This is a genomic window from Nocardia cyriacigeorgica (genome assembly GCF_005863245.1).
Taxonomy (GTDB): Bacteria; Actinomycetota; Actinomycetes; order Mycobacteriales; family Mycobacteriaceae; genus Nocardia; species Nocardia cyriacigeorgica_C.
This window is the reverse complement of record NZ_VBUT01000002.1, coordinates 304,134-326,212: the sequence shown is the minus strand read 5'-3', so window position 1 is coordinate 326,212 and position 22,079 is coordinate 304,134. Positions and strand designations below refer to the sequence as shown.

The following is a 22,079-nucleotide window of genomic DNA, read 5'->3' as shown; positions in this document are numbered from 1 at the left end:
AGCCGACACCATCACAGACGGCGCATCCACTGGTGAATGTCGGCGAAGGTTCCGCGCTGGATTCCGGTGAGGGTCTCGCGCAGCGCCATGGTGACCTCGCCGGGCTCGCCGCCGCCGATAGCGAACTCCTCGTCGCCGGAACGCACCCAGCCGACCGGCGTGATGACGGCGGCGGTGCCGCAGGCGAAAACCTCGGTGATCTCACCGGATTCGGCGCCCTTACGCCATTCCTCCACTGAGATCTTGCGCTCTTCGACCTGGTAGCCGGAGTCGGCGGCCAGGGTGAGCAGCGAGTCGCGGGTGATGCCGGGCAGCAGCGATCCCGACAGTTCCGGGGTCACCAGGCGAGCCTCGGAGCCGGACCCGAAGACGAAGAACAGGTTGTTGGTGCCCATCTCCTCGACGTAGCGGCGCTCGCAGGCATCCAGCCACACCACCTGGTCGCAGCCCTTCTCGGTGGCCTCGGCCTGGGCCAGCAGCGAGGCCGCGTAGTTGCCCGCCACCTTCGCCTCGCCGGTGCCGCCGGGCGCGGCGCGCACGTATTCGGTGGACAGCCACACCCGCACCGGCTTCACACCGCGCGGGAAGTAGGCGCCGGCGGGCGAGCCGAGCAGCAGGTACTTGTAGGCCGAGGCGGGCTTGACGCCGAGGCCGGACTCGGTGGCGAACATGAACGGCCGCAGATACAGCGATTCCTCGCCGCCGGCCGCGGGCACCCAGCGCTCGTCGACCGCGAGCAGCTGGCGCACCGATTCGATGAACAGCTCATCGGGCAGTTCCGCCATCGCCATCCGGCGTGCCGAGCGGCGGAAGCGGGCCGCGTTGGCGTCGATCCGGAAGCAGGAGACGCCGCCGTCGGGCTGACGGTAGGCCTTCAACCCCTCGAAGATGGCCTGGCCGTAGTGGAACACCATGGTCGCCGGGTCCATCGACAGCGGCCCGTAGGGCTCGACGCGGGCGTTGGTCCAGCCTTCGGCCTCGGTGTAGTCGATGGAGACCATGTGATCGGTGAAGTACCTGCCGAAGCCCGGTGCCGTCAGTATCTCCTGTACCCGCTGCTCCGGAAGCGGAGCCGGATGCGGAATACGGGTGAACTGTGCAGCAGCGGTCATACCGCGATCTTATCGGTCGAGGTTTCGCCGCTTTTCGGCGCGTTTGTTTGCGCTTTCCCGCAGCGACGCGGTGCCGGCTATTTCGCCTTGACTTCGACGAACGGCGGCCGCACGACCGCACACCGCAGCCTGCGCCCACGCACATCCACCTCGACCTCGGCACCCGGTTCGAGCGCGGCCTCGGTGTCGAGCAGAGCGAGCGCGATGCCCACCTTTAGCGACGGCGAGAAGGTTCCCGAGGTGGTCTCGCCTACGACGTCGTCGCCGAGCAGCACCTGCTGCCCTTGCCGCAGCACTCCGCGGTCGAGTGCCTTCAGCCCCAACAGGATTCGCTTCGGCCCGGCCGCCTTCTCCTGCTCCAGCGCGGCCTTGCCCCAGAACCGCGGTTTCTTCCAGCCGACCGCCCAGCCGACCCGCGCCTGCACCGGGCTGATCTCGGTGGACAGTTCGTGCCCGTGCAGCGGGTACCCCATCTCGGTGCGCAGGGTGTCGCGCGCGCCCAGCCCGGCGACCTGACCACCCGCGGCCTGCACCTCGCGCACCAGGGCCCGGAACAGCGGCTCCGCGTCGGCCCACCGCGGCAGCAGCTCGTAGCCGTGTTCGCCGGTGTAGCCGGTGCGGCAGACCCGCACGGGCCGTGAGTCCCATTCGGCGTCGGCGTAGGCCATGTATTCGAGGTCGGTGGGCAGGCCGAGCGCGGTGAGGACCTCGGTGGAGCGTGGGCCCTGCACCGCGAACACGGCGTAGTCGCGGTGCTCGTCGGTCACGGTGATCGCCTCGGGGGCGACCTTCCGCATTTCGGCGACGACGGCCGCGGTGTTGGCGGCATTGGGCACGAGGAAGATCTCATCGTCGGCGACGTAGTAGGCGATCAGATCGTCGATGACACCGCCGTCCTCGGTGCAGCACAGGGTGTACTGCGCCTTGCCCGGACGGATTCGTCCCAGATCGTTGGTCAGCGTCGCGTTGACGAACTCCGCGGCGCCCGGCCCGCGCACCGTCGCCTTGCCCAGATGACTGACGTCGAACAGCCCGACCGCGGTCCGCACCGCCTGATGTTCGGCGACGGTGCCCGCGTACGACACCGGCATCTCCCACCCGCCGAACGGCGCGAAACTCGCGCCGAGTTCGACGTGGAGATCATGAATCGGCCCTTGCAGCAGGTCAGCGTCGCTCACCCGGCGAGCTTAACCCGCCGCGACGCGTGCCCCGCCCGGCCCGTCGGTCGCGGCCGGATCCGGCGCACGGGTGCCGTTTCACACCCGGCGCCGACTCGGCCGGATCGAACCTCGCGTGCGGCATCACGATCAGGCGATGACCGGCCGTGGGCGTCGGAGCATCAGATCAGGGCCGGAACCACATCGGAATCAGCGTCGGCCCGTTTTCCGGGAGCGGATGCCTCTTCCCGGTGGCCTCGAATCCGCACCGCGCGTACAGCCGCGAGGAGGGTTCGGTGCTGGCTTCGAGGAAGGCCGGCACCTGCTGTTCGGTGTAGACCTTCAGCCGATCGCCGAGGATCGCCGCGCCCGCACCCTTACCGCGATGCTCCGGCACGGTGACGATCACCTGGAGATACCGATGCGGGAATTCCCGCGGATGCTCGGCGGCGAGCAGGGCCGTCAGCGTCTCCAGCCGGCGGGCGACGCTGAGCTCCGGCGCCTGCTGCCGCATGGCCCGCGCCTCCGCTGCCTCGGCCACGAACCGATCCATCGACGTGACGTGCTGCCAGATCGACACCGCCCAGATGGCGTCGGCGGCACCGGCGATCCAGATCTCGTCCTCTTTCAGGCCGCGGTCGATGATCATCGGCACGTGCTGGTCGATGAACGGTTCGATCGGATGCCCCTCCAGCACCCAGGCCGTCACCGCCTCGTCCGAGCATTTGCCGAACGCCTCGATCACCGGATCCCGATCCGCCTCGGTCGCCCGACGCACAGTCAGCGTGTCACCCATGGCTGTTTCCTCCCAGTGTGAACAGTGTCTGTTTGCTGCCAAAGTAAAGCGGCGACAATGCCCTTGCCATCGTTTCGTCACACTGCTTACTGTGATGAAATGGCGGCCTTGAGCACCGGCCCGGCGGCGACCACCGAACACGCCGACGGCGTCCCCTCGGACACGTGCGTGACCTGTGGACACCCCCTCGCTCATCCGGTCCGTGGTCGCCGCCGCCGCTACTGCTCACGCTCCTGCCAGGCCCGCGCCTACCGCGCCCGCCGCGACGCCCTCACTCCCGCGCATCGCGCCGCACCTGTTCGCCGCCGCGCCACCGGCGCCCTCACCGCCGTCACCATCGCCCGCACCGCCGTCGAGCTGGCCGACCGGCTCGGCCTGGACGGCCTGTCCACGCGGCGGCTGGCCGGCGAACTCGGCGTCGCCACCGCGGCCCTCTACCGCCACTACGCCGACCGCGACGCGCTGCTGGCCGCGATGGCCGAACTGGTCCTCGCCGAAGTACCGCCGCCGCCACCGGAGCTGACCGGATGGCGCGACCGCGTCGCCTACGAAGCACGCCAGGAATGGCAGCTCTACCAGCGGCATCCGTGGTTGCTCTCGGTGCTGGCACGCACCAGGCCGCCGGTCGGTCCTGCCCTGTTCGACATGCTCGAGCGCACCTTCAGCGCGCTGGACCAGCCGACCATGACCCCGACCGAGACGCTGTCGATCTACCTCACCCTGTCCGGCCTGGTGCAGGGCATCGCGCTGATGTGGAGCGCGGAGTATGTGGAACGCGCGCTCGACCCGGACCTCCACCCCGGCGAGCAGGTACTGGCCCAACTGGCCGAGCTGCTCGATCCGTCCGCGCGTCCGGTGATGCGCAAACTGTTCGGCAACACCGGACCACCCGAGATCGATTTCGACGGAGTCATCGACGCGGGCATCGATCTGCTGCTCGACGGCGTCGCCGCCCGCTACCGGCGAGACCCCGCGCGCTGATCATCCAGGCCGAGCACCCGGTCTGCCGCGCGTTCGCCCGAGGTCGCACTCGCCGATCGGCGCGCCGCGATTAGCCTGAGGCCATGACCGCTGTCGCTGATCGCCCGCTGGGCCCCGAACTGCATCGCACCGAATCCATCGGCCCCGACACCGATGTGCTCGTCATCGGACTGACGTCCTCCGAGGACGGCCCGGCCATCGTGCCCGAGGACCTGTTCAGTGACGTGCTCGGTCCCGAAGTGCGTGCGGAATTGCTCGACCAGCTCGGCGCTGTCGGCGCCAAAGGCAAGGCCGAGGAGCTGACCCGGATTCCCGCACCCGCCGCGCTCGACCGCGTCACCAGCGTGCTCGCCGTCGGTCTCGGCAGCCCCGACAAGCTCGACGCCGAGCAGATCCGCCGCTCGGCCGGCGTCGCCGCACGTTCGCTGACGGGCACCGAACTGGTGTCGACCACGCTGTCGGGGCTCGACCTGGCCGCCGCGGCGGAGGGCTTCTACCTGGGCGCCTACTCGTTCACCCCGTTCCGCTCGGAGAAGACGGCCCCCAAGCCCGACGAGCGCCCGGTGGTGCGCGTCGAACTACTGGTGCCGGAGCCGGGTTTCGGCATCACCGAGCTGTTGCGCGCGCAGCTGGTGGCCGAAGCCGTCGCCACCGCACGCGATTTCGTCAACACCCCGCCCAGCCACCTCTACCCCGCCGAGTTCGCCGCGCGCGCCCAGGTGCTGGCCGAAGCCGCCGGGCTCGAAGTCGAGGTGCTCGACGAGAAGGCTTTGGAGGCGGGCGGTTACGGCGGCATCATCGGCGTCGGCAAGGGCTCCTCGCGCCCGCCGCGCCTGGTGCGGCTTACCTACGAGGGCGGCCCGAAGAAGGTCGCACTGGTCGGTAAGGGCATCACCTTCGACACCGGCGGCATCTCCATCAAGCCCGCGCAGAACATGGAGAACATGACCTCCGACATGGCCGGCGCGGCCGCGGTCGTTGCCACCGCGCTGCTCGCGGCGCGGCTGAGCCTGCCGATCACCGTCACCGCGACCGTGCCGATGGCCGAGAACATGCCCTCGGCCACCGCCCAGCGTCCCGGCGATGTGCTCACCCAGTACGGCGGCACCACCGTCGAGGTGATCAACACCGACGCCGAGGGCAGGCTCATCCTGGCCGACGCCATCGTCCGCGCCGGCGAGGACAACCCGGACTACCTCATCGACGTCGCCACCCTCACCGGCGCGCAGATGGTGGCGCTGGGCACCCGCACCCCGGGCGTGATGGGCACCGAGGATTTCCGCGATCGCGTCGCCCGCCTCTCCCGCGAGGTCGGCGAGAACGGCTGGGCCATGCCGCTGCCCGCCGAGCTGCGCTCCGACCTCAACTCCAAGATCGCCGATCTGGCCAATGTCACCCCGCACCGCTGGGGCGGCATGCTCGCGGCCGGGCTGTTCCTGAAGGAGTTCGTGCCCGAAGGCGTGCAGTGGGCACACGTCGATATCGCGGGCCCGGCCTACAACACCGGCGGACCGTTCGGCTACATCGGTAAGGGCGGCACCGGCGTTCCGGTCCGCACGCTCATCGCCGTGCTGGAAGACATCGCCGCGGAGTAGTGGTCGGCACCTGGCGGGCGCGGCGTTCGCTGCTGTCACGCCGCCCCGCCAGGTGCGGTCATCTCTGAGCGACAACCCAGATGCGATGATCCGGCGCCGCCCGCAGCCCGGCGCAACGTAGCCAGCCGCCGCGCTTCGTGGTGACAAGCCCGGTCGGTTGCCGCAGAGGCAATTCGATCGGCGAGTCACGGCCCCGCGTCCGGCGACGTTCTACAGGTCTTCGAGATCGCGTTCGATCTGGCGTTTGCGTTCGATTCGGCGGCGCGCGTCGTAATCGCGCATCCGCTGCGGATATCCGGTCTTGTGCACGTCGTAGACGGGAATACCCAGGTCGCGGGCGAGATTCTGGGCGCCGCGCTCACCGATGACCCGGCGCGTCCATTCACCATCGGCGGCCACCAGTACCACGGTCACATCCGTGAGCGTCGTCTTCGGTTCGATGAAGCCCTCGACGCCGGTATGAGTGCGTACCCAGTCGGCCAGATAGCGGGCGTCATTTCCGTACCCGCGAGTAGCTTTCACCTGCTTGCGCGCACCCCGGCGGAAACGATCGAGCAAACCCACGCGCGCTGACCTCCTCATCCCCCGCCGGAACCGTCGTTGTTACCGGTAAGTCCATATTGCCAGTTCCCGGCTGAGGGACGCCCTCTGCGACGTCGCGTGCCCATAAGTGCAAGGATGGTTCCCGGTACAAGAACCACACGGACCCCCGGAAGCTACGCGCTGATCGATGAGCGCGGCACACAATGCCTGTGTCACGCACAATGATCGGTGGCCGGTAATTCGCCACGACCCGCGGCGAGCTACCACCGGGGTACGAACTGTTGTAGACCCGTCGAGCAGTCAGAGGAGTCAACGGACATGGCCTTCTCCGTCCAGATGCCCGCTCTTGGTGAGAGCGTCACCGAGGGAACGGTGACCAGGTGGCTGAAGCAGGAAGGAGACACGGTCGAGGTCGACGAGCCGCTGCTCGAAGTCTCCACCGATAAGGTCGACACCGAGATCCCGTCCCCCACGGCGGGTGTGCTGTCGAAGATCGTCGCCCAGGAAGATGATGTCGTCGAGGTCGGTGGCGAACTCGGCATCATCAGCGATGCGGGCGAAGCCGCCGCACCGGCACCGGCCGAGGCCCCCGAGCCCGCCGCCGCCCCGGAACCGGCCCCCGAACCCGAACCCGCCGCGCAGGCCCCGGCTCCCGCCGAACAGACCCCGGCTCCGGCCGAACAGGCGCCTGCCGAACAAGCCCCGGCACCCGCCGCGCAGGCTTCCGGCGACGCCGCTTCCGGCACCCCGGTGAACATGCCCGAGCTCGGCGAATCCGTCACCGAGGGCACCGTCACCCGCTGGCTCAAGGCCGTCGGTGACGAGGTCGCCGTCGACGAGCCGCTGCTCGAGGTCTCCACCGACAAGGTCGACACCGAGATCCCGTCCCCGGTCGCGGGCACCCTGTTGGAGATCACCGCGCAGGAAGACGACACCGTCTCCGTCGGCGGACAGCTCGGCGTCATCGGCAGCGGTTCGCCCGCCGCCGCGCCCGCTCCGGCCCCGGCCCCCGCCCCGGCTCCCGAGCCGAAGCCCGAGCCTGCTCCGGCTGCCGCGGCTCCCGCTCCCGCCCCGGCACCGGCCCCCGAGCCCAAGCCCGCGCCGGCTCCGCAGCCTGCCCCGGCTCCGCAGCCCGCGCCCGCCCAGGCTCCCGCCGCCACGGCCCCCGCGCCCGCCGCCAACGGTGCGACGCCGTACGTCACCCCGCTGGTGCGCAAGCTGGCCGAGGAGAACGGCGTGGACCTGTCCACCCTCACCGGTTCCGGTGTCGGTGGCCGCATCCGCAAGCAGGACGTGCTCGCCGCCGCCGAGGCGAAGAAGGCCCCGGCCCCGGCTCCGGCCGCACCCGCTGCCAAGGCCGCTCCGGCCGCGAAGGCCCCCGCCGCCGCGAAGCCGGAACTGGCGCACCTGCGCGGCACCACCCAGAAGGCCAACCGGATCCGCCAGATCACCGCGGCCAAGACGCGGGAATCGTTGCAGACCACCGCGCAGCTGACCCAGGTCCACGAGGCCGACGTCACCAAGATCGCGGCGCTGCGGGCGCAGGCCAAGGCCGCGTTCAAGGAGCGCGAGGGCGTCAACCTGACGTTCCTGCCGTTCTTCGCCAAGGCCGTGGTCGAGGCGCTGGGTGTGCACCCGAACGTCAACGCCAGCTACGACGAGGGCACCAAGGAGATCACCTACCACGCCGCGGTGCACCTGGGCATCGCCGTGGACACCGAGCAGGGCCTGCTCTCCCCGGTGATCCACAACGCCAGCGACCTGTCGCTGGCGGGCCTCGCGCGTGCGATCGCCGATATCGCCGACCGCGCCCGCAACGGTGGCCTCAAGCCCGATGAGCTGGCCGGTGGCACCTTCACCATCACCAACATCGGCAGCCAGGGCGCGCTGTTCGACACCCCGATCCTGGTGCCGCCGCAGGCGGCCATGCTGGGCACGGGTGCGATCGTCAAGCGTCCGGTCGTGGTCACCGACGAGACCGGCAACGAGTCGATAGGCGTGCGGTCGATGTGCTATCTGCCGCTGACCTACGATCACCGCCTCATCGACGGCGCCGACGCGGGCCGTTTCCTCACCACGATCCGGCATCGGCTCGAAGAGGCCGCGTTCGAGGCTGACCTCGGCCTGTAACCGGGAAGGTCACGCATGAAGGTCGTGATCGCCGGCTCGTCCGGATTGATCGGGACGGCGCTCGTCGCGGCTTTGCGCCGCGACGGGCACCAGGTCGTCCGCTTGGTGCGCCGTCCGGCCGCCGCCGCGGACGAGTACGTGTGGGATCCCGCCCGCGCCGATCTGGACGAGCAGGCGTTGCGCGGCGCCGATGCCGTGGTGAACCTGTGTGGTGCGAGCATCGGCAGCCGCCGCTGGACCGGCAGCTACAAGCAGGAGCTGCGCGACAGCCGGATCACTCCGACCGACGTGCTGGCCGGTGCCATCGCCTCCGCCGGGGTGCCGGTGCTGATCAATGCCAGCGGCGTGCACATCTACGGCGGCGACACCGGCAACAAGGTGGTGGAGGAATCCACCCCGCCCGGAACCGGTTTCCTCGCCACCCTGTGCCGGGACTGGGAAGCCGCGACCCTGCCCGCCAGTGCTGCGGGCACCCGCACCGTGCTGTTGCGCAGCGCGGTGGTGCTGGCCCGCAACGGCGGCATGCTCGGCATGCTGAAGCCGCTCTACCAGCTCGGGCTGGGCGGGCGGCTCGGCAACGGCCGCCAGTACACGCCGTGGATCTCGCTGGACGACGAGATCGGCGCGATCCTGTTCGCGCTGAACAACGACGCCATCTCCGGGCCGGTCAACTCCGTCGGCCCCGCGCCGGTCACCAATGCCGAGTTCAATCGCGCCCTCGGCCGCGCGGTGCACCGGCCGACGCCGATGGTCGTTCCCGCGTTCGCGTTGCGCGCGGTGCTCGGTGAATTCGCGCAAGAGGGAATCCTGCACGGCCCGCGCGCGATTCCCACCGTCCTGGAGGCGGCGGGCTATCAGTTCCAGCACCCGACCATCGGCGCGGCGCTGGCGGCGGCGGTGGGAGGTAATCACCGATGACGCTGGATACCCGCGCCGCCACCGTCATCCGGGACGCCACCGACGGCGACCTGCTGGCGATCCTCGACATCCACAACCGCGCCATCGCCGAAACCACCGCGATCTGGGACGAGGAACTCGTCGGCCTCGACGACCGACGCGCCTGGTTGCGTGAACGCACCGGCGCCGGACGTCCGGTGCTGATCGCCGAGGTCGACGGCGAACTCGCCGGTTACGCCAGTTACGGCACCTGGCGGCCGAAATCCGGATACCGGCACACCGTGGAGAATTCGGTGTACGTCTCCGACCGCTTCCACCGCCGCGGTATCGCCTCGGCGCTGCTCACCGAGCTGATCGCCCGGGCGCGCGCATCACGTGAGGTACACGTGATGGTCGCTGCCATCGAAGCGGGCAACACCGGTTCGATCGCGCTGCACGAGCGTTTCGGCTTCCGCACCGTCGGTGTGCTGCCGCAGGTCGGCATCAAGTTCGGCCGGTGGCTCGACCTCACGCTGATGCAGTTGACGATCGGTCTGGGCGACCCCGCGTCGTGGTCGGCATCCGACCACACGCCCGCATCCGGCCCGCAGCGACTGGCGTAACGTCGTGACCGTGAACCACACGCGCTCCGTCACCCGGTCCGCTCGCTTCGACACCACACCCGTCGTCGTCGAGAACCTGGGACTCATCGACTACCACCAGGCCTGGGATCGCCAACGCGAGATCGCCGCCCAGCGCGCCGAGGGACTCGGCGCCGACCATCTACTGCTGCTGGAACACCCGTCGGTGTTCACCGCGGGCCGCCGCACCGAAGCCGAGGATCTGCCCATCGACGGCAGCCCGGTGGTCGAGGTGGACCGCGGCGGCAAGATCACCTGGCACGGGCCGGGGCAGCTGGTCGGCTATCCGATCATCCGGCTCGCCGAACCCGTGGACGTCGTCGATTACGTGCGCCGCCTGGAAGAAGCGCTGATCACCGTGTGCACCGGACTCGGCGTCACGTGTGGCCGGGTGGAGGGCCGCTCCGGGGTCTGGCTGCCCGCCGCGGGCCCGCTCGCCGAGCGCAAGATCGCTGCCATCGGCGTGCGGGTGCAGCGCGGAGTCGCCCTGCACGGCATCTCGCTCAATTGCAATTCCGGGATGGAAGGCTTCAGCGCGATCATCCCGTGCGGCATCCGCGATGCCGGCGTCACCACGCTCTCGCGTGAGCTCGGCCGCGACGTCACCGTCGACGAGGTGCGCCCGCTGGTGGCCGAGGCGATTGTTGCCGCGTTGAACGGAGAAATTCCCGTTCAGCCGCACGATATCGAACATCTCACACCCGGGGATACGGCAGGCGCGTCGGCCGATCCCACCGGCGTAAGGTCGAACTCGTGACCTCAGCACAAGCACCGGCAGGCCGAAAGCTGCTGCGCATCGAGGCGCGCAACGCGGAGACCCCGATCGAGCGCAAGCCCAAGTGGATCCGTACCCGCGCCACCATGGGCCCCGAATACTCCGAGCTCAAGGGCCTGGTGAAACGCGAAGGCCTGCACACCGTCTGCGAAGAAGCCGGCTGTCCGAACATCTTCGAATGCTGGGAAGACCGCGAGGCCACCTTCCTCATCGGTGGTGAACAGTGCACCCGCCGCTGCGATTTCTGCCAGATCGACACCGGCAAGCCCGCCGCCCTCGATCGCGACGAGCCCCGCCGTGTCGCCGAGAGCGTGCAGGCCATGGGCCTGCGCTACTCCACCATCACCGGCGTCGCCCGTGACGACCTCGACGACGGCGGCGCCTGGCTCTACGCCGAAACCGTGCGCGCCATCAAGGCGTTGAACCCCAACACCGGCGTCGAACTGCTGATCCCCGATTTCAACGCCAAGCCCGACCAGCTCGCCGAGGTCTTCTCCTCGCGCCCCGAGGTGCTGGCGCACAACCTGGAAACCGTGCCGCGTGTGTTCAAGCGCATCCGCCCGGCCTTCCGCTACGAGCGTTCGCTGGAAGTGCTGACCGCCGCCCGCGACGCCGGCCTGGTCACCAAGTCCAACCTGATCCTCGGCATGGGCGAAACCCCGGAAGAGGTCACCCAGGCCATGCGCGACCTGCACGAAGCAGGCTGCGACATCCTCACCATCACCCAATACCTGCGCCCCTCCCCGCGCCACCACCCCGTCGACCGGTGGGTGAAGCCGGAAGAGTTCGTGGAGCATTCCAAGGTGGCCGAGGAGATCGGCTTCGCCGGTGTGATGGCGGGGCCGCTGGTGCGCTCGTCGTACCGCGCGGGACGGCTGTACGCGCAGGCGATGGCGCATCACGGACGGGAAATCGCGCCCGCGATGGCGCATCTCGCCGAGGAAGGTACGGCCTCGCAGGAGGCCAGCTCGGTGCTGGCGCGGTTCGGGAGCTGAATTCAGGCGCACTATCGCCGCGTACTGCGAAAACTCCGGTGAGCGTGCATGCCCTGTGGTGGGATGGGCCGTATGAAGACGCTCGCAGCGGGTATGGCAATCGTCTCGGCCGCGATGTTCTCCACTCTCGCGACCGGCACCGCCCAGGCGGCCGCGGTGTGTCCCGGCGCCGGGCAATCGACCTCGGTGGCGGCCACCGTAGGCGGCGCGCTGGAAGGCCTGACCGTCGATGACCGCGGCCGCGCCTTCACCACCGACGCCGCATCCGGGCGCGTCGACCGAATCGACGCCCCAGGAGCACCCGCCGTCCCGATCGCCACCGTCCCCAGCGGCGGCGCGGGAGCCCTGGCCTGGACCCCACGCGGGACGCTCCTCGTCGGCTACGGCGCCGACGCCCGCGTCCTCCTCGGCGACGCCCTGCGCCCGGCCGGCATCGTAGAAATGGACCCGGACACCGGCGCACTCACCCCCTTCGCCGCGGGCCTCAGCGCGGCCAACGGCATGGCCACCGCGCGTGACGGCAGCGTCTACGCCACCAACGACTTCGGTTCGCTGATCGGCAAGGTCCACCCGAACCGCGCCGTCCAAGCCGATTGGGCCGCACTCCCGAGCGCCAACGGCGCCGTGCTCGGCCGCAACGACGAATTCCTCTACGTCGGCCGGACTTTCGCCAACCCTGGCGTCAGCCGAATCCCCGTCGCCAACCCCGCGGCCCCGCAATCCCTGCTCGACCTCACCGGCCCCGACACCCTCGCCGCCCCCGACGGCCTCACCCTCGACTCGGCCGACCGCCCGATCGTCCCGCTGAACACCGCAGGCCAGGTCATCCGCGTCGACGCCCCCCACCAGTACTGTGTCCTCAGCACCGGCAACCCCCTCACCAGCGTCGTCACCTACGGCCGCGGCACCCAGGGCTTCTCCGCCGGCCGCCTCTTCGCCGCCACCTTCACCGGAGTGATCTACGAGGTTCCGGGCGGCTTCGACCCGAACGCCCGCACGGCGGCTCCGTAACCGCACGGGTCGCATGCTGGTGAGCGGCCGAAGCGGTCGCGAACTGCCCCGCACCGTTACCGGCCGCCGACTCTTTCCCCCGCGCTGTCTCGAGGCCGGCGACGGGTAGTCCCAGTCAGTCGCGGCGAACTTCCACCTCCCGCTGCCCGGCGACCTCGAGCGCCAACGCTGCTCGCACCTCCCCCATCGCCGCATCACTATCCGCCTCCGCCGCCGCCAGCGAATCCGACCACGACCCGCTCGAACGCGCGGCGGCGAGCTTCTCCAGCGCCGTCAACGCCGCGACCGCCTTCTCGTGCGCCTGCGCCGATCCGTACAGCTCGATCCGCGCGACCGCCGACCGGAGTTCCGTCAACGCCGAGTCCTTCTCTTCCCCGCGCACCCCGGCTACCGGCGAACGCACCTGACGGGCGGCGACGAGGAACTGGTGGCAGGCGTCCTCGAGTTTCCCGGTCCGTGCTGCCTGGAGTGCGATCGCCTGGTTTCGGTGGGCGAGTTTGGTGGCGTTGCGCCCGGTCAGGACGACGTTGGCGACGAGCGTCAGATTGCCGACGATCGCCACCGCCGCCGTCAACCACAGTTGGCTGGTCATGTGCGACATCTACCACCGATGAATGGCATCCCGCCACGCGCAGCACGGCCGGATCGGCGTACCACCCCGTCGCGCACCGCGCTGCCGGTCCGCGCCCTCCGCCGCGCACGCCCCCGCCGACCTGCGCAACAGCAGCCGACGACGTCGGGTTACGGTGGTCGCGCTCGTGCAGATCTGAGGAGAACAACCGTGTCGCGTTCGGCGGACCGCTTCGCCCCCGAGGGGCCGAGACATCCGCACTGGGTCACCATCCGATCCTCGCGCACCGTCCTCGTCGTGGTGCACACCATGACCGCCTGGAACCGCCTGGCCGACATCCTGACGGTGTTCGATTCCGACCGCCGCGTCCAGCTCGTGTTCACCTTCCCGGCCGCCTCCAACGTCACCGGCGACGTCGAACGTCAACTCGCCGACGACGGCGCCCTCATCATCCCCTGGTCGACAGCCCTCACCGGCACCTTCGACGCCGCCATCTCGGTCCACCACAGCGGCGAATTACACCGCATTTCAGCCCCTCTCGCCGTCTTGTCCCACGGCATCGGCTTCTCTAAGATCCCCCCGACGAGCGACGAGCGACGAGCGACGAGCGACGAGCGACGAGCGACGAGCGACGAGCGACGAGCGACGAGCGACGAGCGACGAGCGACGAGCGACGAGCGACGACGTTTACGGTCTCGGCCGCCGCTGGCTGTACCGGGAGGGCACCGTCCCCGCGGCAGTCGTCCTCTCCCACGACAGCGACCTCACCGCCCTCGCCCGCACCACCCCGGAAGCCGTTCCGAACGCCGTGGTCGCCGGCGACCCCTGCCTCGACCGCCTCACCGCGAGCCTCCCACTGCGGCACCAGTATCGCCGCGCTCTCGGCGCCGACCCGAACACCACGATCGTCACCCTCACCTCCACCTGGGGCCCGAACTCACTGCTCGGCCGCAACCCCGAACTCATCGACTCCACCCTCGCCGAACTCCCCCTCGACGACCACATCGTCACCGCGATCATCCACCCCAACGTCTGGTTCGCCCACGGCCCCTGGCAGATCCGCCGCTGGCTGGCCGACGCTCTCCGCGCCGGACTCCGCCTCATCCCGCCCCTCCACGGCTGGCAGGCCACGCTCATCGCCTCCGATGTGGTGATCGGCGACCACGGCGCAGTGACCGGTTACGCTGCCGCCCTGTCGATCCCGACGCTGCTCGCCGCCTTTCCCGACCACGAGGTCGCGCCGGGTTCGGCCGCTGAACTGGTCGGCCGGTTCGCCCCGCGCCTGGACCGCAGGCGAGCGCTGCCCGAACAGTTGGCCGAGACGCGGTCGCGACACGACTGCGAGCGTTCGCAGCAGATAGCACAACGGGTGAGTTCGAGGCCCGGACAGTGCGCTGATGTCCTCCGCTCCACGTTCTACCGGATGACCGGCCTCGCGGAACCACCATTCGCCGCACCGGTCCCGCCGTACCCGGTCGCCGGGCTGGACGCCGATCGAGAGCCCATCCGCTCATGCCGGATTTCCTGCCGCACCGACGGCACGGAGCTCCACATCCAGAGCTGGCCCGGCGATGTCGTTGCGGCGGCACGGCGCGGCCATCGCGTAGCCGAAACCTATGCCGCGGTCGATATCGCGCATTCCCGGCGGGATCTGCTCGCCAACGCCGACATCCTCGTCCTGAGCGCCGATTACGCCGCCACCGATGCCGAGGTGCTGCGCGCCCATCCGGCCGCCATCATGATCGTCACCGTCGTCGAACCCGAACGGCTGACGATTCTGCACCGGCGACACGGCAGGTTCGAACTCGAATCGTCCGACCCGGTCAAGGCTCCGATGTGGCCCGCAGGGCTCGCCGCAGCCGCCCACCATGTCTGCCGCCAGACCGATATCGACGGCAACGGCGGTATAGCCCGGTTCGGGAACCACCGAGTATCGTTCCGCCTCAAGGTGATCTGACGCCGGGCACACGATCGTTATCACTGCCCGCCGGACGGGCGTCCGATAGAGTCGACGCGTGGGGATGATCGACTGCAGGGGAGGCCGTTGTGTGTAGTAATTGGGTACCGCCGTGGGCCGATCCCTTCTTCGACCGCGATGATTTCCTGAACGCCATGGCCGACTACGTCGAGTCCTGCCGCAGACGGGGTCGGCCTGCCTTCATCCACGTCTGCGGGCTCGAGGGGCTCGGAGTATCCAGCTCGGTGGCCCGATTCGGCAAGGACAAGCGAGACCTCGTCGGCCATACATTCATCTGGTTGCGCGGCCGTGACGTCGATGGCACCCCCGTCGCGTCGGGCGAACTGCTGAACCGGGTGCTGCGCAAGCTCGGAGTTTCCGATGCAGACCAAGCAGTTTCCGACGACGCGAAGCTCGAGCAGTACCACGCGGTCGCACGCAACAAGCAATTCGTTCTGGTGCTCGACGACCTGGACAGTACAGGCCAGGCCCGGCTGCTGCTCCCCTTCGATGCTCCCGGCGCGGTTCTCATCACCACCTCGCCGTTCGCCCAGCTCGATCTGGAGGCCGAGCAAGGTTTCAAGCCGTTCCAGCCGGAGCTGCTGAGCGCGGAATCCGCGGCCGACCTGTTCCGGCACGATCTGGGCGATGCGGCGGACGTGGTCGATCCGGCCGTGGCCGGGGATCTGGTCGCGATGTGTGGTGGGCTCCCGCTGGCGATCAAACTGCTCGCCGCCCAGGTGCGCAGCGACCCCGGCTCGGCCGATGCCCTCCTCGCCGAGCTACGAGACGCCGGGCTCTCGATTCTCGATATCGGCGACGAAAAGCGCATCGCTCGATTCCTCGACAGCACTTATCAGAGTCTCGAGGCCACACTCGCCACGGCCTACCGGCTGCTCGGCGTCCTGCCCGCCACCGATTTCGACGCAGCGACCGTCGCCGCGGCATTGGGTATCGGGAAGAATCGGGCGGCAATGGCGCTCACCCGACTCGCCGCGTTCCAGCTACTCACCAAATCCGGTACCGGCAGATATGCGTTCCACCCGCTGCTGCGCGGCGACGCCAAGCTGCGGGCCGAGACCACCGATTCGCAGTCCGATCGCACGGCGGTGCTCGAGCGCTGGATCGACCAGGTACTGCGCGAGGCGATACCGCGCGGCCTTGCGCTGTCCAATCGCTGGTTCGTCACGCCGGTTCTGGACCGAGCGATGCGGTACTACGGTGCCGAGCTCCCCACGCCGAGCCGCGCGGAGGGCCTGGCCTGGTTCGACGCGGAGTATCCGAACCTCATCGCTGCGGTCCGTGCGGCGCATGGTGCGGGTCTGCACGACCACGCCTGGCAGCTGTGTGTCGTGATGTGGAAGTACCAGCACCTCTATGGATTTCACGACACGTGGATCGATACTCACGTCCTGGGCCTGGCCTCCGCCCGTGCCGCGGCAGATGTCGCCGGCATCATGCAGCTCGCCTCCCAGCTCGGCGCCGCCTACCTGGCTACCGGCGAACTCACCGCCGCGGAACAACGCTTCGACGAATCACTTACCAACGCCCAGCGACTCGGCCACGCGATCGGCGAGCAGAGCGCCCTCGAATGGCTGGGCAAAGTCGCCGCACGCGCAGGCGACTATGGACGCGCCGAACACTTCTTTCAACGGTCCTGGGACGTGACCGTCTCCGCCGACGACGACGCCATCAGCCCAGCGGACAAAGAGCGCGTATTAGCCTTGCTCCGCCTGCAACGCAATCGCGCCCGCGCGGATGTCGGCAGCTGGGACGGCATCGTCGACGACATCCGCCCGGCGCTCGACTACTTCCTTCAACAGAACAATGAGACAGACAACGTGGCCAAGACCCGTCTGGTCCTCGGCCGTGCGCTCCTCGCGGAAGGGAACGCGGCCGGTGCCGAAGTCGAGTTCGGCACGGCCGCCGCATACTTCGGGCAGGAACGAGCGACCCGGGAACAAGCTGGTGCAGAGTTGTGGCGCGCCAAGGCTTTGGCCGCCGCGCACCGCCGGGCGGAGGCGCTGACCAGCCTCGATCTCGCTCAGTCGCGGTATCAGGAGTTGGGCGACAGCCGCGCGAACGAGGTTGCCGCGTTCCGCGCCGAGCTATCAGCTTGAGCTGATAGCGAATGGGCGGCATTCCCGTGCTCGGCCGCGCCGTGGACGTCGCCGGTCGGTATCGCGGCCCGCCCCGAGGTTCCCGCTCATGGGCTCACGGCCCATAGCGAAAACAGAACGAGTCAGTACGGTGGAAATCGGCGTGCTCGACTGACACCACAACTGGACGACGAAGTGGGGATCCCAGATGCTGAAAGTCGCACACCTGGTGCGCAGATTCGGCGACAACACCGCCGTCGACGACGTCTCTTTCACCGTCGCCCCGGGCACGATGACCGGCTTCGTCGGCGCCAACGGCGCGGGCAAGACCACCACGATGCGCATGATCATGGGTGTTCTCGCGGCGCACGGCGGCGAGATCACCTGGAACGGTCGCCCGGTCACCGCCGACGACCGTCGTTCGTTCGGCTACATGCCCGAGGAACGCGGCCTCTACCCCAAGCAGCCGGTGCGCGATCAGCTCGTCTACCTGGCCCGCCTGCGCGGCCTTTCCCCTTCCGAAGCCAAGCATCAAGCCGCTGACCTGCTGGAACGGTTCTCGCTTCAGGATCGCGGCGCCGACAAACTCGAGTCGCTGTCCCTCGGCAATCAGCAGCGCGTGCAGATCGCGGCCGCCCTCATCGCCCATCCCACCGCGCTGATCCTGGACGAACCGTTCTCCGGTTTGGATCCGGTGGCCGTCGACGCCATGGCCGACCTGCTGGGACAGTACGCCGCCCGCGGCGTGCCGGTGCTGTTCTCCTCGCACCAGCTCGACCTGGTGGAGCGGCTGTGCGATCACCTGGTGATTCTCGCGAAAGGCCGCGTCGTCGCCGACGGTTCGGCCGAGCAGCTGCGCGCCGCCGGCCCGGTCCGGCGTCGACTGCGTGTCAGCGGCGACACCGGCTGGCTGCACGAGTTCGGCGGCGTGCGGGTGGTGGAAACCAACGGCTCGACGGCCCTGGTGGAGCTGGACGGCATCACCACCGACGCCTTGCTCACCGAGGCCCTCGCCCGCGGCTCGGTGCACGAATTGGCCGAGGTGCGACCGTCCGTAGCCGAGATCTTCCGCGAGGTGACCGCATGAGTACCGCTCCCCGACGCGCCTGGCTGATCGTCGCCCAGCGCGAGATCGCGGTCAAACTGCGCGACCGGAATTTCCTGATCTCCACCGTCATCACCATTGTGGCGATCGTCGCGTCGCTGGCCGTCAGCGGTTTCCTGACCAGCCGCACCGACAAGATCGATGTGGCGATCCTCGACCCCGCCGCCGGCCAGGTCATCAGCACCGCCAATGTCATCGCCGACCACGCCGACGCCGACGTCGACTTCACCGCGCACCGCGTCGCCGACCAAGCCGCGCTCGAACAGCAGGTGCGCGATGGCACGGTCGACGCCGGTTTGCTCGCCGAGTCCGGCGGCTGGCGGCTGATCGGCGACACCTCCGAGAACGACGACGTCAAGACCTACGTCACCGCCGCCGCCCAGCAGATCGCGCTGGAGCACAATGCCACCGCCGCCGGTGTCACGCTCGAACAGCTCGCCCGCGGTAGCGCCGTCAGCTACGACCTGCTGAACGAAGCAGCCGTCGACGCCGGCCTCGCGACCATCGTCGCGTTCGTGTTCGCGTTCCTGTTCTATCTGTCCTCGATCCTGTTCGGCATGTCCATTGCGCAGAGTGTGGTCGAGGAGAAGCAGAACCGCATCGTCGAGATCCTCGCCAGCGCGATCCCGGTGCGCCAGTTGCTGATCGGCAAGGTCGCGGGCAATACCGTGCTGGCGTTCGCCCAGCTCACCCTGTTCGTGGTCGCCGGCCTGATCGGTTTGGCCGCCACCGGCCGGGCCGGTCAGGTCGGGCAGATCGCCGGGGCGGCAGGCTGGTTCGTCGTCTTCTTCGTCGTCGGATTCCTGGCGCTGGCCGGGCTCTGGGCGGTCGCCGGATCGCTGGCCACCCGCAGCGAGGATCTCCAATCCACCGCCACCCCGATGACCATGTTCGTCATGATCGTGCTGTTTGCTGGAATTTTCCTGTCTGGTACAGCGCGTGTCGTGGCGTCCTATGTGCCCATCGTGTCGATCGTCGCGATGCCCGCTCGGCTCGCCGAGGGAACCGCCGCCTGGTGGGAACCCGTCGTCGCGTTGGCCCTGATGGCGGTCGCCACGTACGGCATCGTGATCGTCGCGGAGAAGGTCTACCGGCGTTCGCTGATGCAGACCCAGCGCCGCCTCACCTTCCGCCAGGCCCTCGCCGTCGAGGACTGAAACCCCTTCTCTGCCCCCAATTCATGGGGCCTGACCTGCGTGTCAGCACTCTGAGCTGCCAGTACATCCCATGACCCGACAAAGTGTGAAACAACCCCTTGTCAATACAAACGGTCGCTTGGTATGTTGCCCACGTCACAGTAGAGACCCTTACGTGACCTACCTCTCGGCTCGGTTCCACATGCCTGAGAGGTTTCGCACCAAGTCTCATAGAAGGAGATTCGCTATGGGTTCGCTCAGCGACCTGCTCGGCGCCTTGATTCCCGCTCTCGGCTCGGCCGTGGCCGGCGACGGCCTGCTCGACGTCTTCCTCGGCTCGCTCGAGGGCCTCAAGACCTTCATCGCCTGACAACCAGGCACCTCACCCACCGAGCCCATCGGGCTCGACCTGTACGAACGCTAGGAGAAGACCATGGGATCGCTCATCGACATTCTGGGCATGGGTACCGCGAGCCTCGGCGAGCACGGCACCAATATCGTGAACGCGCTGATCACCCTGAGCGGTGGCACGCCTGCCCCCGGCAAGTAATCCCCAGACAACGATCCGGGGGCGCCCGCATACGCGGGTGCCCCCCGATCTCCATGTGATCGGTAGTTGAAGATGAATCTTGGCAGGTTGCGCGGAATCACCTCGGCCGTATGCGCTTTCGCACTGGCCTCGATACCTGTCGGCGTGACGACGGCGTCCGCCGATCCGGGCGCGCTGGTGGTGAGCCAATCCACCGGCGTCGGTCAACTGGTCGAGATCAAAGTCTTCTCACCGTCCATGCAACGCTCGATCGCGCTGAAAGTACTGCGCCCCAGAGACACTCACACGCCCGCGCCGACCTTGTACCTGCTCAACGGCGCCGGCGGCGGCGAGGACGCCGCGAACTGGTTCGGCCAGACCGACGCCGTCGAGTTCTTCGCCGACAAGCACGTCAACGTCGTCATCCCGATGGAAGGCGCGTTCAGCTACTACACCGACTGGCTCGCGCCCGACGAGGGCCTGGCCGAAACCCTGGACAACAACGGCCGCAACATGTGGGCCACCTTCCTCACCAAAGAGCTTCCGCCGGTGATCGATGCGACCTTCGGCACCACCGGCGTCAACGCCCTCGCCGGCATCTCCATGGCAGGCACCTCGGTCCTCGACCTCACCATCCAGGCCCCCGCCCTCTACCGCAGCGCCGCGGCCTACAGCGGCTGCGCGATGACCAGCGACCCCATCGGCCAGGCGTTCGTCAAAACCGTCATCGACATGGGTGGCGGCGAAGCCGAAAACATGTGGGGCCCCTTCGACAGCGACCAGTGGCGCGAACACGACCCCTACCTGCAAGCCCACCGCCTGCCGAACATCCCCATGTACATCTCCAGCGGCAGCGGCTTCCCCGGCATCCACGACACCCTCGCCAACGCCCGCCTCGACAACGACACCCGCAAACTCCTCAACCAAACCCTCGTCGGCGGCACCATCGAGGCAGCCACCAACTTCTGCACCACCCGCCTGGCCCAGCGCACCACCGAACTCGGCCGCACCAACATCACCTACAACATCCGCCCCATGGGCACCCACTCCTGGGGCTACTGGCAAGACGACCTGCACGACTCTTGGCCGATGATCGCCCAATCGATCGGCGCCTGATGAAACCCGTTGCTCCACTGCGCGTCTCCGCCGAACGTCTACATCCCCGCGACGCCGTCTTCGTCTACGACGAAACCGACCGCCACCTGTCGAACATCGTCGCCGTCTACGCCTTCGACGCGTCCGACGCCGACCCTCTGACTACGGATCAGATGCTCGATTGGGTCCGAGCCCGCCTGGGCCACGCCAAACTCTTCCACCGCCGGCTACAGCGCCTCCCCCTCGATGTCGACCTCCCCTACTGGGTTCCCGACCCAATCGTCGACCTCCGCGACCACGTCACCCTCACCACGCCGGGCACCTGGTCCGACGTCCGCCGCGACATCGCCGAAATAACCTCCACCCGAATGGATCTCTCGCGCCCCCCGTGGGAAATCCACGTCATGGACCGAGTCCGCGAGGTCCCCGGCCTCCCCGGCGAAACCACCGTCGTAGTCCTGAAGTTCCACCACAGCGTCGGCGACGGCGTAGCCACCCGAGAACTCGAACTCAAACTCTTCGGCAACGTGCCCCTCCCACCACCCGCCCAACTAGACCCCCGCTGGCCGACCCCCACCACCGTCCTCAACACCGCCGACGCCCTCACCCTCGGCACCCTCCGCTTCGCCACCGGCCTCCACCGCACCCGCCCCGCCACCACCGAAACCCCCACCCACTCCACAGAACAACCTCTCCCCCACCGCCCCGCCACCCGCTTCAACCGCCCCATCCACCACCCCCTCACCTTCGACCTGGTCACCATCCCCCTCGCCGAAGTCCTGAAAACCAAAGCCAACAGCCCCACCCGCATCACCCTCAACGACCTGATGCTGGCAACGATCTCCGGCGCCTTATCCACCTACCTGGCCGAAAAGGGTGAATCCCCTGCTGGTTCCCTAGCCGCCATGGTCCCCATGTCCATGCGCCCCCTCACCACCTGGACCTCCGCCAACCAACTGGTCCAGATGTACGTCG

19 protein-coding genes and 1 pseudogene are annotated in these 22,079 nt (G+C 68.7%); 15 read left to right on the top strand and 5 right to left on the bottom strand.

The window, feature by feature from the left end; all coding sequences use genetic code 11:
* Nucleotides 1-11: 11 nt before the first annotated feature.
* The 3 genes from FEK34_RS04725 to FEK34_RS04715 form a co-directional block, all read right to left on the bottom strand.
* Complete coding sequence (locus tag FEK34_RS04725; RefSeq protein WP_138446615.1) at nt 12-1,112, bottom strand: branched-chain amino acid aminotransferase; 1,101 nt, start codon at nt 1,110-1,112, stop codon at nt 12-14.
* A 77-nt stretch (nt 1,113-1,189) separates the two neighbouring features.
* Entirely contained in the window at nt 1,190-2,290 is a 1,101-nt protein-coding gene (gene gcvT, locus FEK34_RS04720; RefSeq protein ID WP_138446614.1) for a glycine cleavage system aminomethyltransferase GcvT, read from the bottom strand.
* Nucleotides 2,291-2,456: 166 nt separating this feature from the next.
* Nucleotides 2,457-3,065 carry a GNAT family N-acetyltransferase gene (locus FEK34_RS04715; RefSeq protein ID WP_138446613.1) on the bottom strand — a complete coding sequence of 203 codons (609 nt, stop codon included), beginning with the start codon at nt 3,063-3,065 and terminating at the stop codon, nt 2,457-2,459.
* A gap of 99 nt (nt 3,066-3,164) precedes the next feature.
* On the opposite strand from FEK34_RS04715, the gene FEK34_RS04710 reads away from it, so the two are divergent.
* Nucleotides 3,165-4,046, top strand: a complete 882-nt coding sequence (locus tag FEK34_RS04710; RefSeq protein ID WP_138446612.1) for a TetR/AcrR family transcriptional regulator — start codon at nt 3,165-3,167, stop codon at nt 4,044-4,046.
* An 83-nt stretch (nt 4,047-4,129) separates the two neighbouring features.
* Nucleotides 4,130-5,641, top strand: coding sequence for a leucyl aminopeptidase (locus FEK34_RS04705; RefSeq protein WP_138446611.1), 1,512 nt, complete (start codon nt 4,130-4,132; stop codon nt 5,639-5,641).
* 210 nt (nt 5,642-5,851) lie between these two features.
* On the opposite strand, the gene FEK34_RS04700 is transcribed toward FEK34_RS04705, so the two are convergent.
* A complete protein-coding gene (locus FEK34_RS04700) occupies nt 5,852-6,205 on the bottom strand; it encodes an oxidoreductase (protein ID WP_249358796.1) in 354 nt (117 codons plus the stop codon).
* Between the two features lie 297 nt (nt 6,206-6,502).
* On the opposite strand from FEK34_RS04700, the gene sucB reads away from it, so the two are divergent.
* The 6 genes from sucB (at nt 6,503) to FEK34_RS04670 (ending at nt 12,612) form a co-directional block, all read left to right on the top strand.
* On the top strand, nt 6,503-8,314 hold the full coding sequence (gene sucB / locus FEK34_RS04695) for a 2-oxoglutarate dehydrogenase, E2 component, dihydrolipoamide succinyltransferase (RefSeq protein WP_138446610.1): 1,812 nt from the start codon (nt 6,503-6,505) through the stop codon (nt 8,312-8,314).
* A 15-nt stretch (nt 8,315-8,329) separates the two neighbouring features.
* Nucleotides 8,330-9,232, top strand: a complete 903-nt coding sequence (locus FEK34_RS04690; protein ID WP_138446609.1) for a TIGR01777 family oxidoreductase — start codon at nt 8,330-8,332, stop codon at nt 9,230-9,232.
* Nucleotides 9,229-9,813, top strand: a complete 585-nt coding sequence (locus tag FEK34_RS04685; protein ID WP_138446608.1) for a GNAT family N-acetyltransferase — start codon at nt 9,229-9,231, stop codon at nt 9,811-9,813. The genes FEK34_RS04690 and FEK34_RS04685 overlap by 4 nt, the downstream gene beginning before the upstream one ends.
* A 10-nt stretch (nt 9,814-9,823) precedes the next feature.
* The gene (lipB, locus tag FEK34_RS04680; RefSeq protein ID WP_138446607.1) at nt 9,824-10,588 is read left to right on the top strand and encodes a lipoyl(octanoyl) transferase LipB; all 765 of its coding nucleotides are present in this window, start codon (nt 9,824-9,826) and stop codon (nt 10,586-10,588) included.
* The gene (lipA, locus tag FEK34_RS04675; RefSeq protein WP_036543486.1) at nt 10,585-11,601 is read left to right on the top strand and encodes a lipoyl synthase; all 1,017 of its coding nucleotides are present in this window, start codon (nt 10,585-10,587) and stop codon (nt 11,599-11,601) included. Before lipB ends, lipA begins: the two co-directional genes overlap by 4 nt.
* A 93-nt stretch (nt 11,602-11,694) precedes the next feature.
* On the top strand, nt 11,695-12,612 hold the full coding sequence (locus FEK34_RS04670) for an SMP-30/gluconolactonase/LRE family protein (RefSeq protein ID WP_138446946.1): 918 nt from the start codon (nt 11,695-11,697) through the stop codon (nt 12,610-12,612).
* A gap of 115 nt (nt 12,613-12,727) precedes the next feature.
* Here FEK34_RS04670 and FEK34_RS04665 read toward each other — a convergent pair whose 3' ends face one another.
* Nucleotides 12,728-13,204: a hypothetical protein gene (locus FEK34_RS04665; RefSeq protein WP_138446606.1), complete on the bottom strand. Its 477-nt coding sequence runs from the start codon at nt 13,202-13,204 to the stop codon at nt 12,728-12,730.
* Between the two features lie 787 nt (nt 13,205-13,991).
* Here FEK34_RS04665 and FEK34_RS04660 point away from each other — a divergent pair.
* The 7 genes and pseudogenes from FEK34_RS04660 to FEK34_RS30595 form a co-directional block, all read left to right on the top strand.
* Nucleotides 13,992-15,140, top strand: coding sequence for a hypothetical protein (locus FEK34_RS04660; protein WP_138446605.1), 1,149 nt, complete (start codon nt 13,992-13,994; stop codon nt 15,138-15,140).
* Between the two features lie 89 nt (nt 15,141-15,229).
* Nucleotides 15,230-17,260, top strand: a complete 2,031-nt coding sequence (locus FEK34_RS04655; RefSeq protein ID WP_138446604.1) for an NB-ARC domain-containing protein — start codon at nt 15,230-15,232, stop codon at nt 17,258-17,260.
* A 187-nt stretch (nt 17,261-17,447) separates the two neighbouring features.
* Entirely contained in the window at nt 17,448-18,326 is an 879-nt protein-coding gene (locus FEK34_RS04650) for an ABC transporter ATP-binding protein (protein ID WP_138446603.1), read from the top strand.
* Complete coding sequence (locus FEK34_RS04645; protein ID WP_138446602.1) at nt 18,323-19,501, top strand: ABC transporter permease; 1,179 nt, start codon at nt 18,323-18,325, stop codon at nt 19,499-19,501. The genes FEK34_RS04650 and FEK34_RS04645 overlap by 4 nt, the downstream gene beginning before the upstream one ends.
* 226 nt (nt 19,502-19,727) lie before the next feature.
* The gene (locus FEK34_RS31090; RefSeq protein WP_014350045.1) at nt 19,728-19,850 is read left to right on the top strand and encodes a hypothetical protein; all 123 of its coding nucleotides are present in this window, start codon (nt 19,728-19,730) and stop codon (nt 19,848-19,850) included.
* A 252-nt stretch (nt 19,851-20,102) separates the two neighbouring features.
* Nucleotides 20,103-21,125 (top strand): alpha/beta hydrolase, encoded by a 1,023-nt coding sequence (locus tag FEK34_RS04640; RefSeq protein ID WP_249358795.1) that lies wholly within the window; start codon nt 20,103-20,105, stop codon nt 21,123-21,125.
* Nucleotides 21,125-21,844: pseudogene (locus FEK34_RS30595) on the top strand (wax ester/triacylglycerol synthase domain-containing protein); the annotation flags it as partial. The gene FEK34_RS04640 and the pseudogene FEK34_RS30595, both read left to right, overlap by 1 nt.
* Nucleotides 21,845-22,079 lie beyond the last annotated feature (235 nt).

What these genes read in the sequence shown, in the direction of transcription:
- FEK34_RS04725 (WP_138446615.1), bottom strand. Translation starts at nt 1,112, where the DNA reads ATGACCGCTGCTGCACAGTTCACCCGTATTCCGCATCCGGCTCCGCTT.
- FEK34_RS04715 (WP_138446613.1), bottom strand. Translation starts at nt 3,065, where the DNA reads ATGGGTGACACGCTGACTGTGCGTCGGGCGACCGAGGCGGATCGGGAT.
- FEK34_RS04710 (WP_138446612.1), top strand. Translation starts at nt 3,165, where the DNA reads ATGGCGGCCTTGAGCACCGGCCCGGCGGCGACCACCGAACACGCCGAC.
- FEK34_RS04705 (WP_138446611.1), top strand. Translation starts at nt 4,130, where the DNA reads ATGACCGCTGTCGCTGATCGCCCGCTGGGCCCCGAACTGCATCGCACC.
- sucB (WP_138446610.1), top strand. Translation starts at nt 6,503, where the DNA reads ATGGCCTTCTCCGTCCAGATGCCCGCTCTTGGTGAGAGCGTCACCGAG.
- FEK34_RS04690 (WP_138446609.1), top strand. Translation starts at nt 8,330, where the DNA reads ATGAAGGTCGTGATCGCCGGCTCGTCCGGATTGATCGGGACGGCGCTC.
- FEK34_RS04685 (WP_138446608.1), top strand. Translation starts at nt 9,229, where the DNA reads ATGACGCTGGATACCCGCGCCGCCACCGTCATCCGGGACGCCACCGAC.
- FEK34_RS04670 (WP_138446946.1), top strand. Translation starts at nt 11,695, where the DNA reads ATGGCAATCGTCTCGGCCGCGATGTTCTCCACTCTCGCGACCGGCACC.
- FEK34_RS04665 (WP_138446606.1), bottom strand. Translation starts at nt 13,204, where the DNA reads ATGACCAGCCAACTGTGGTTGACGGCGGCGGTGGCGATCGTCGGCAAT.
- FEK34_RS04650 (WP_138446603.1), top strand. Translation starts at nt 17,448, where the DNA reads ATGCTGAAAGTCGCACACCTGGTGCGCAGATTCGGCGACAACACCGCC.
- FEK34_RS04645 (WP_138446602.1), top strand. Translation starts at nt 18,323, where the DNA reads ATGAGTACCGCTCCCCGACGCGCCTGGCTGATCGTCGCCCAGCGCGAG.
- FEK34_RS31090 (WP_014350045.1), top strand. Translation starts at nt 19,728, where the DNA reads ATGGGTTCGCTCAGCGACCTGCTCGGCGCCTTGATTCCCGCTCTCGGC.
- FEK34_RS04640 (WP_249358795.1), top strand. Translation starts at nt 20,103, where the DNA reads ATGAATCTTGGCAGGTTGCGCGGAATCACCTCGGCCGTATGCGCTTTC.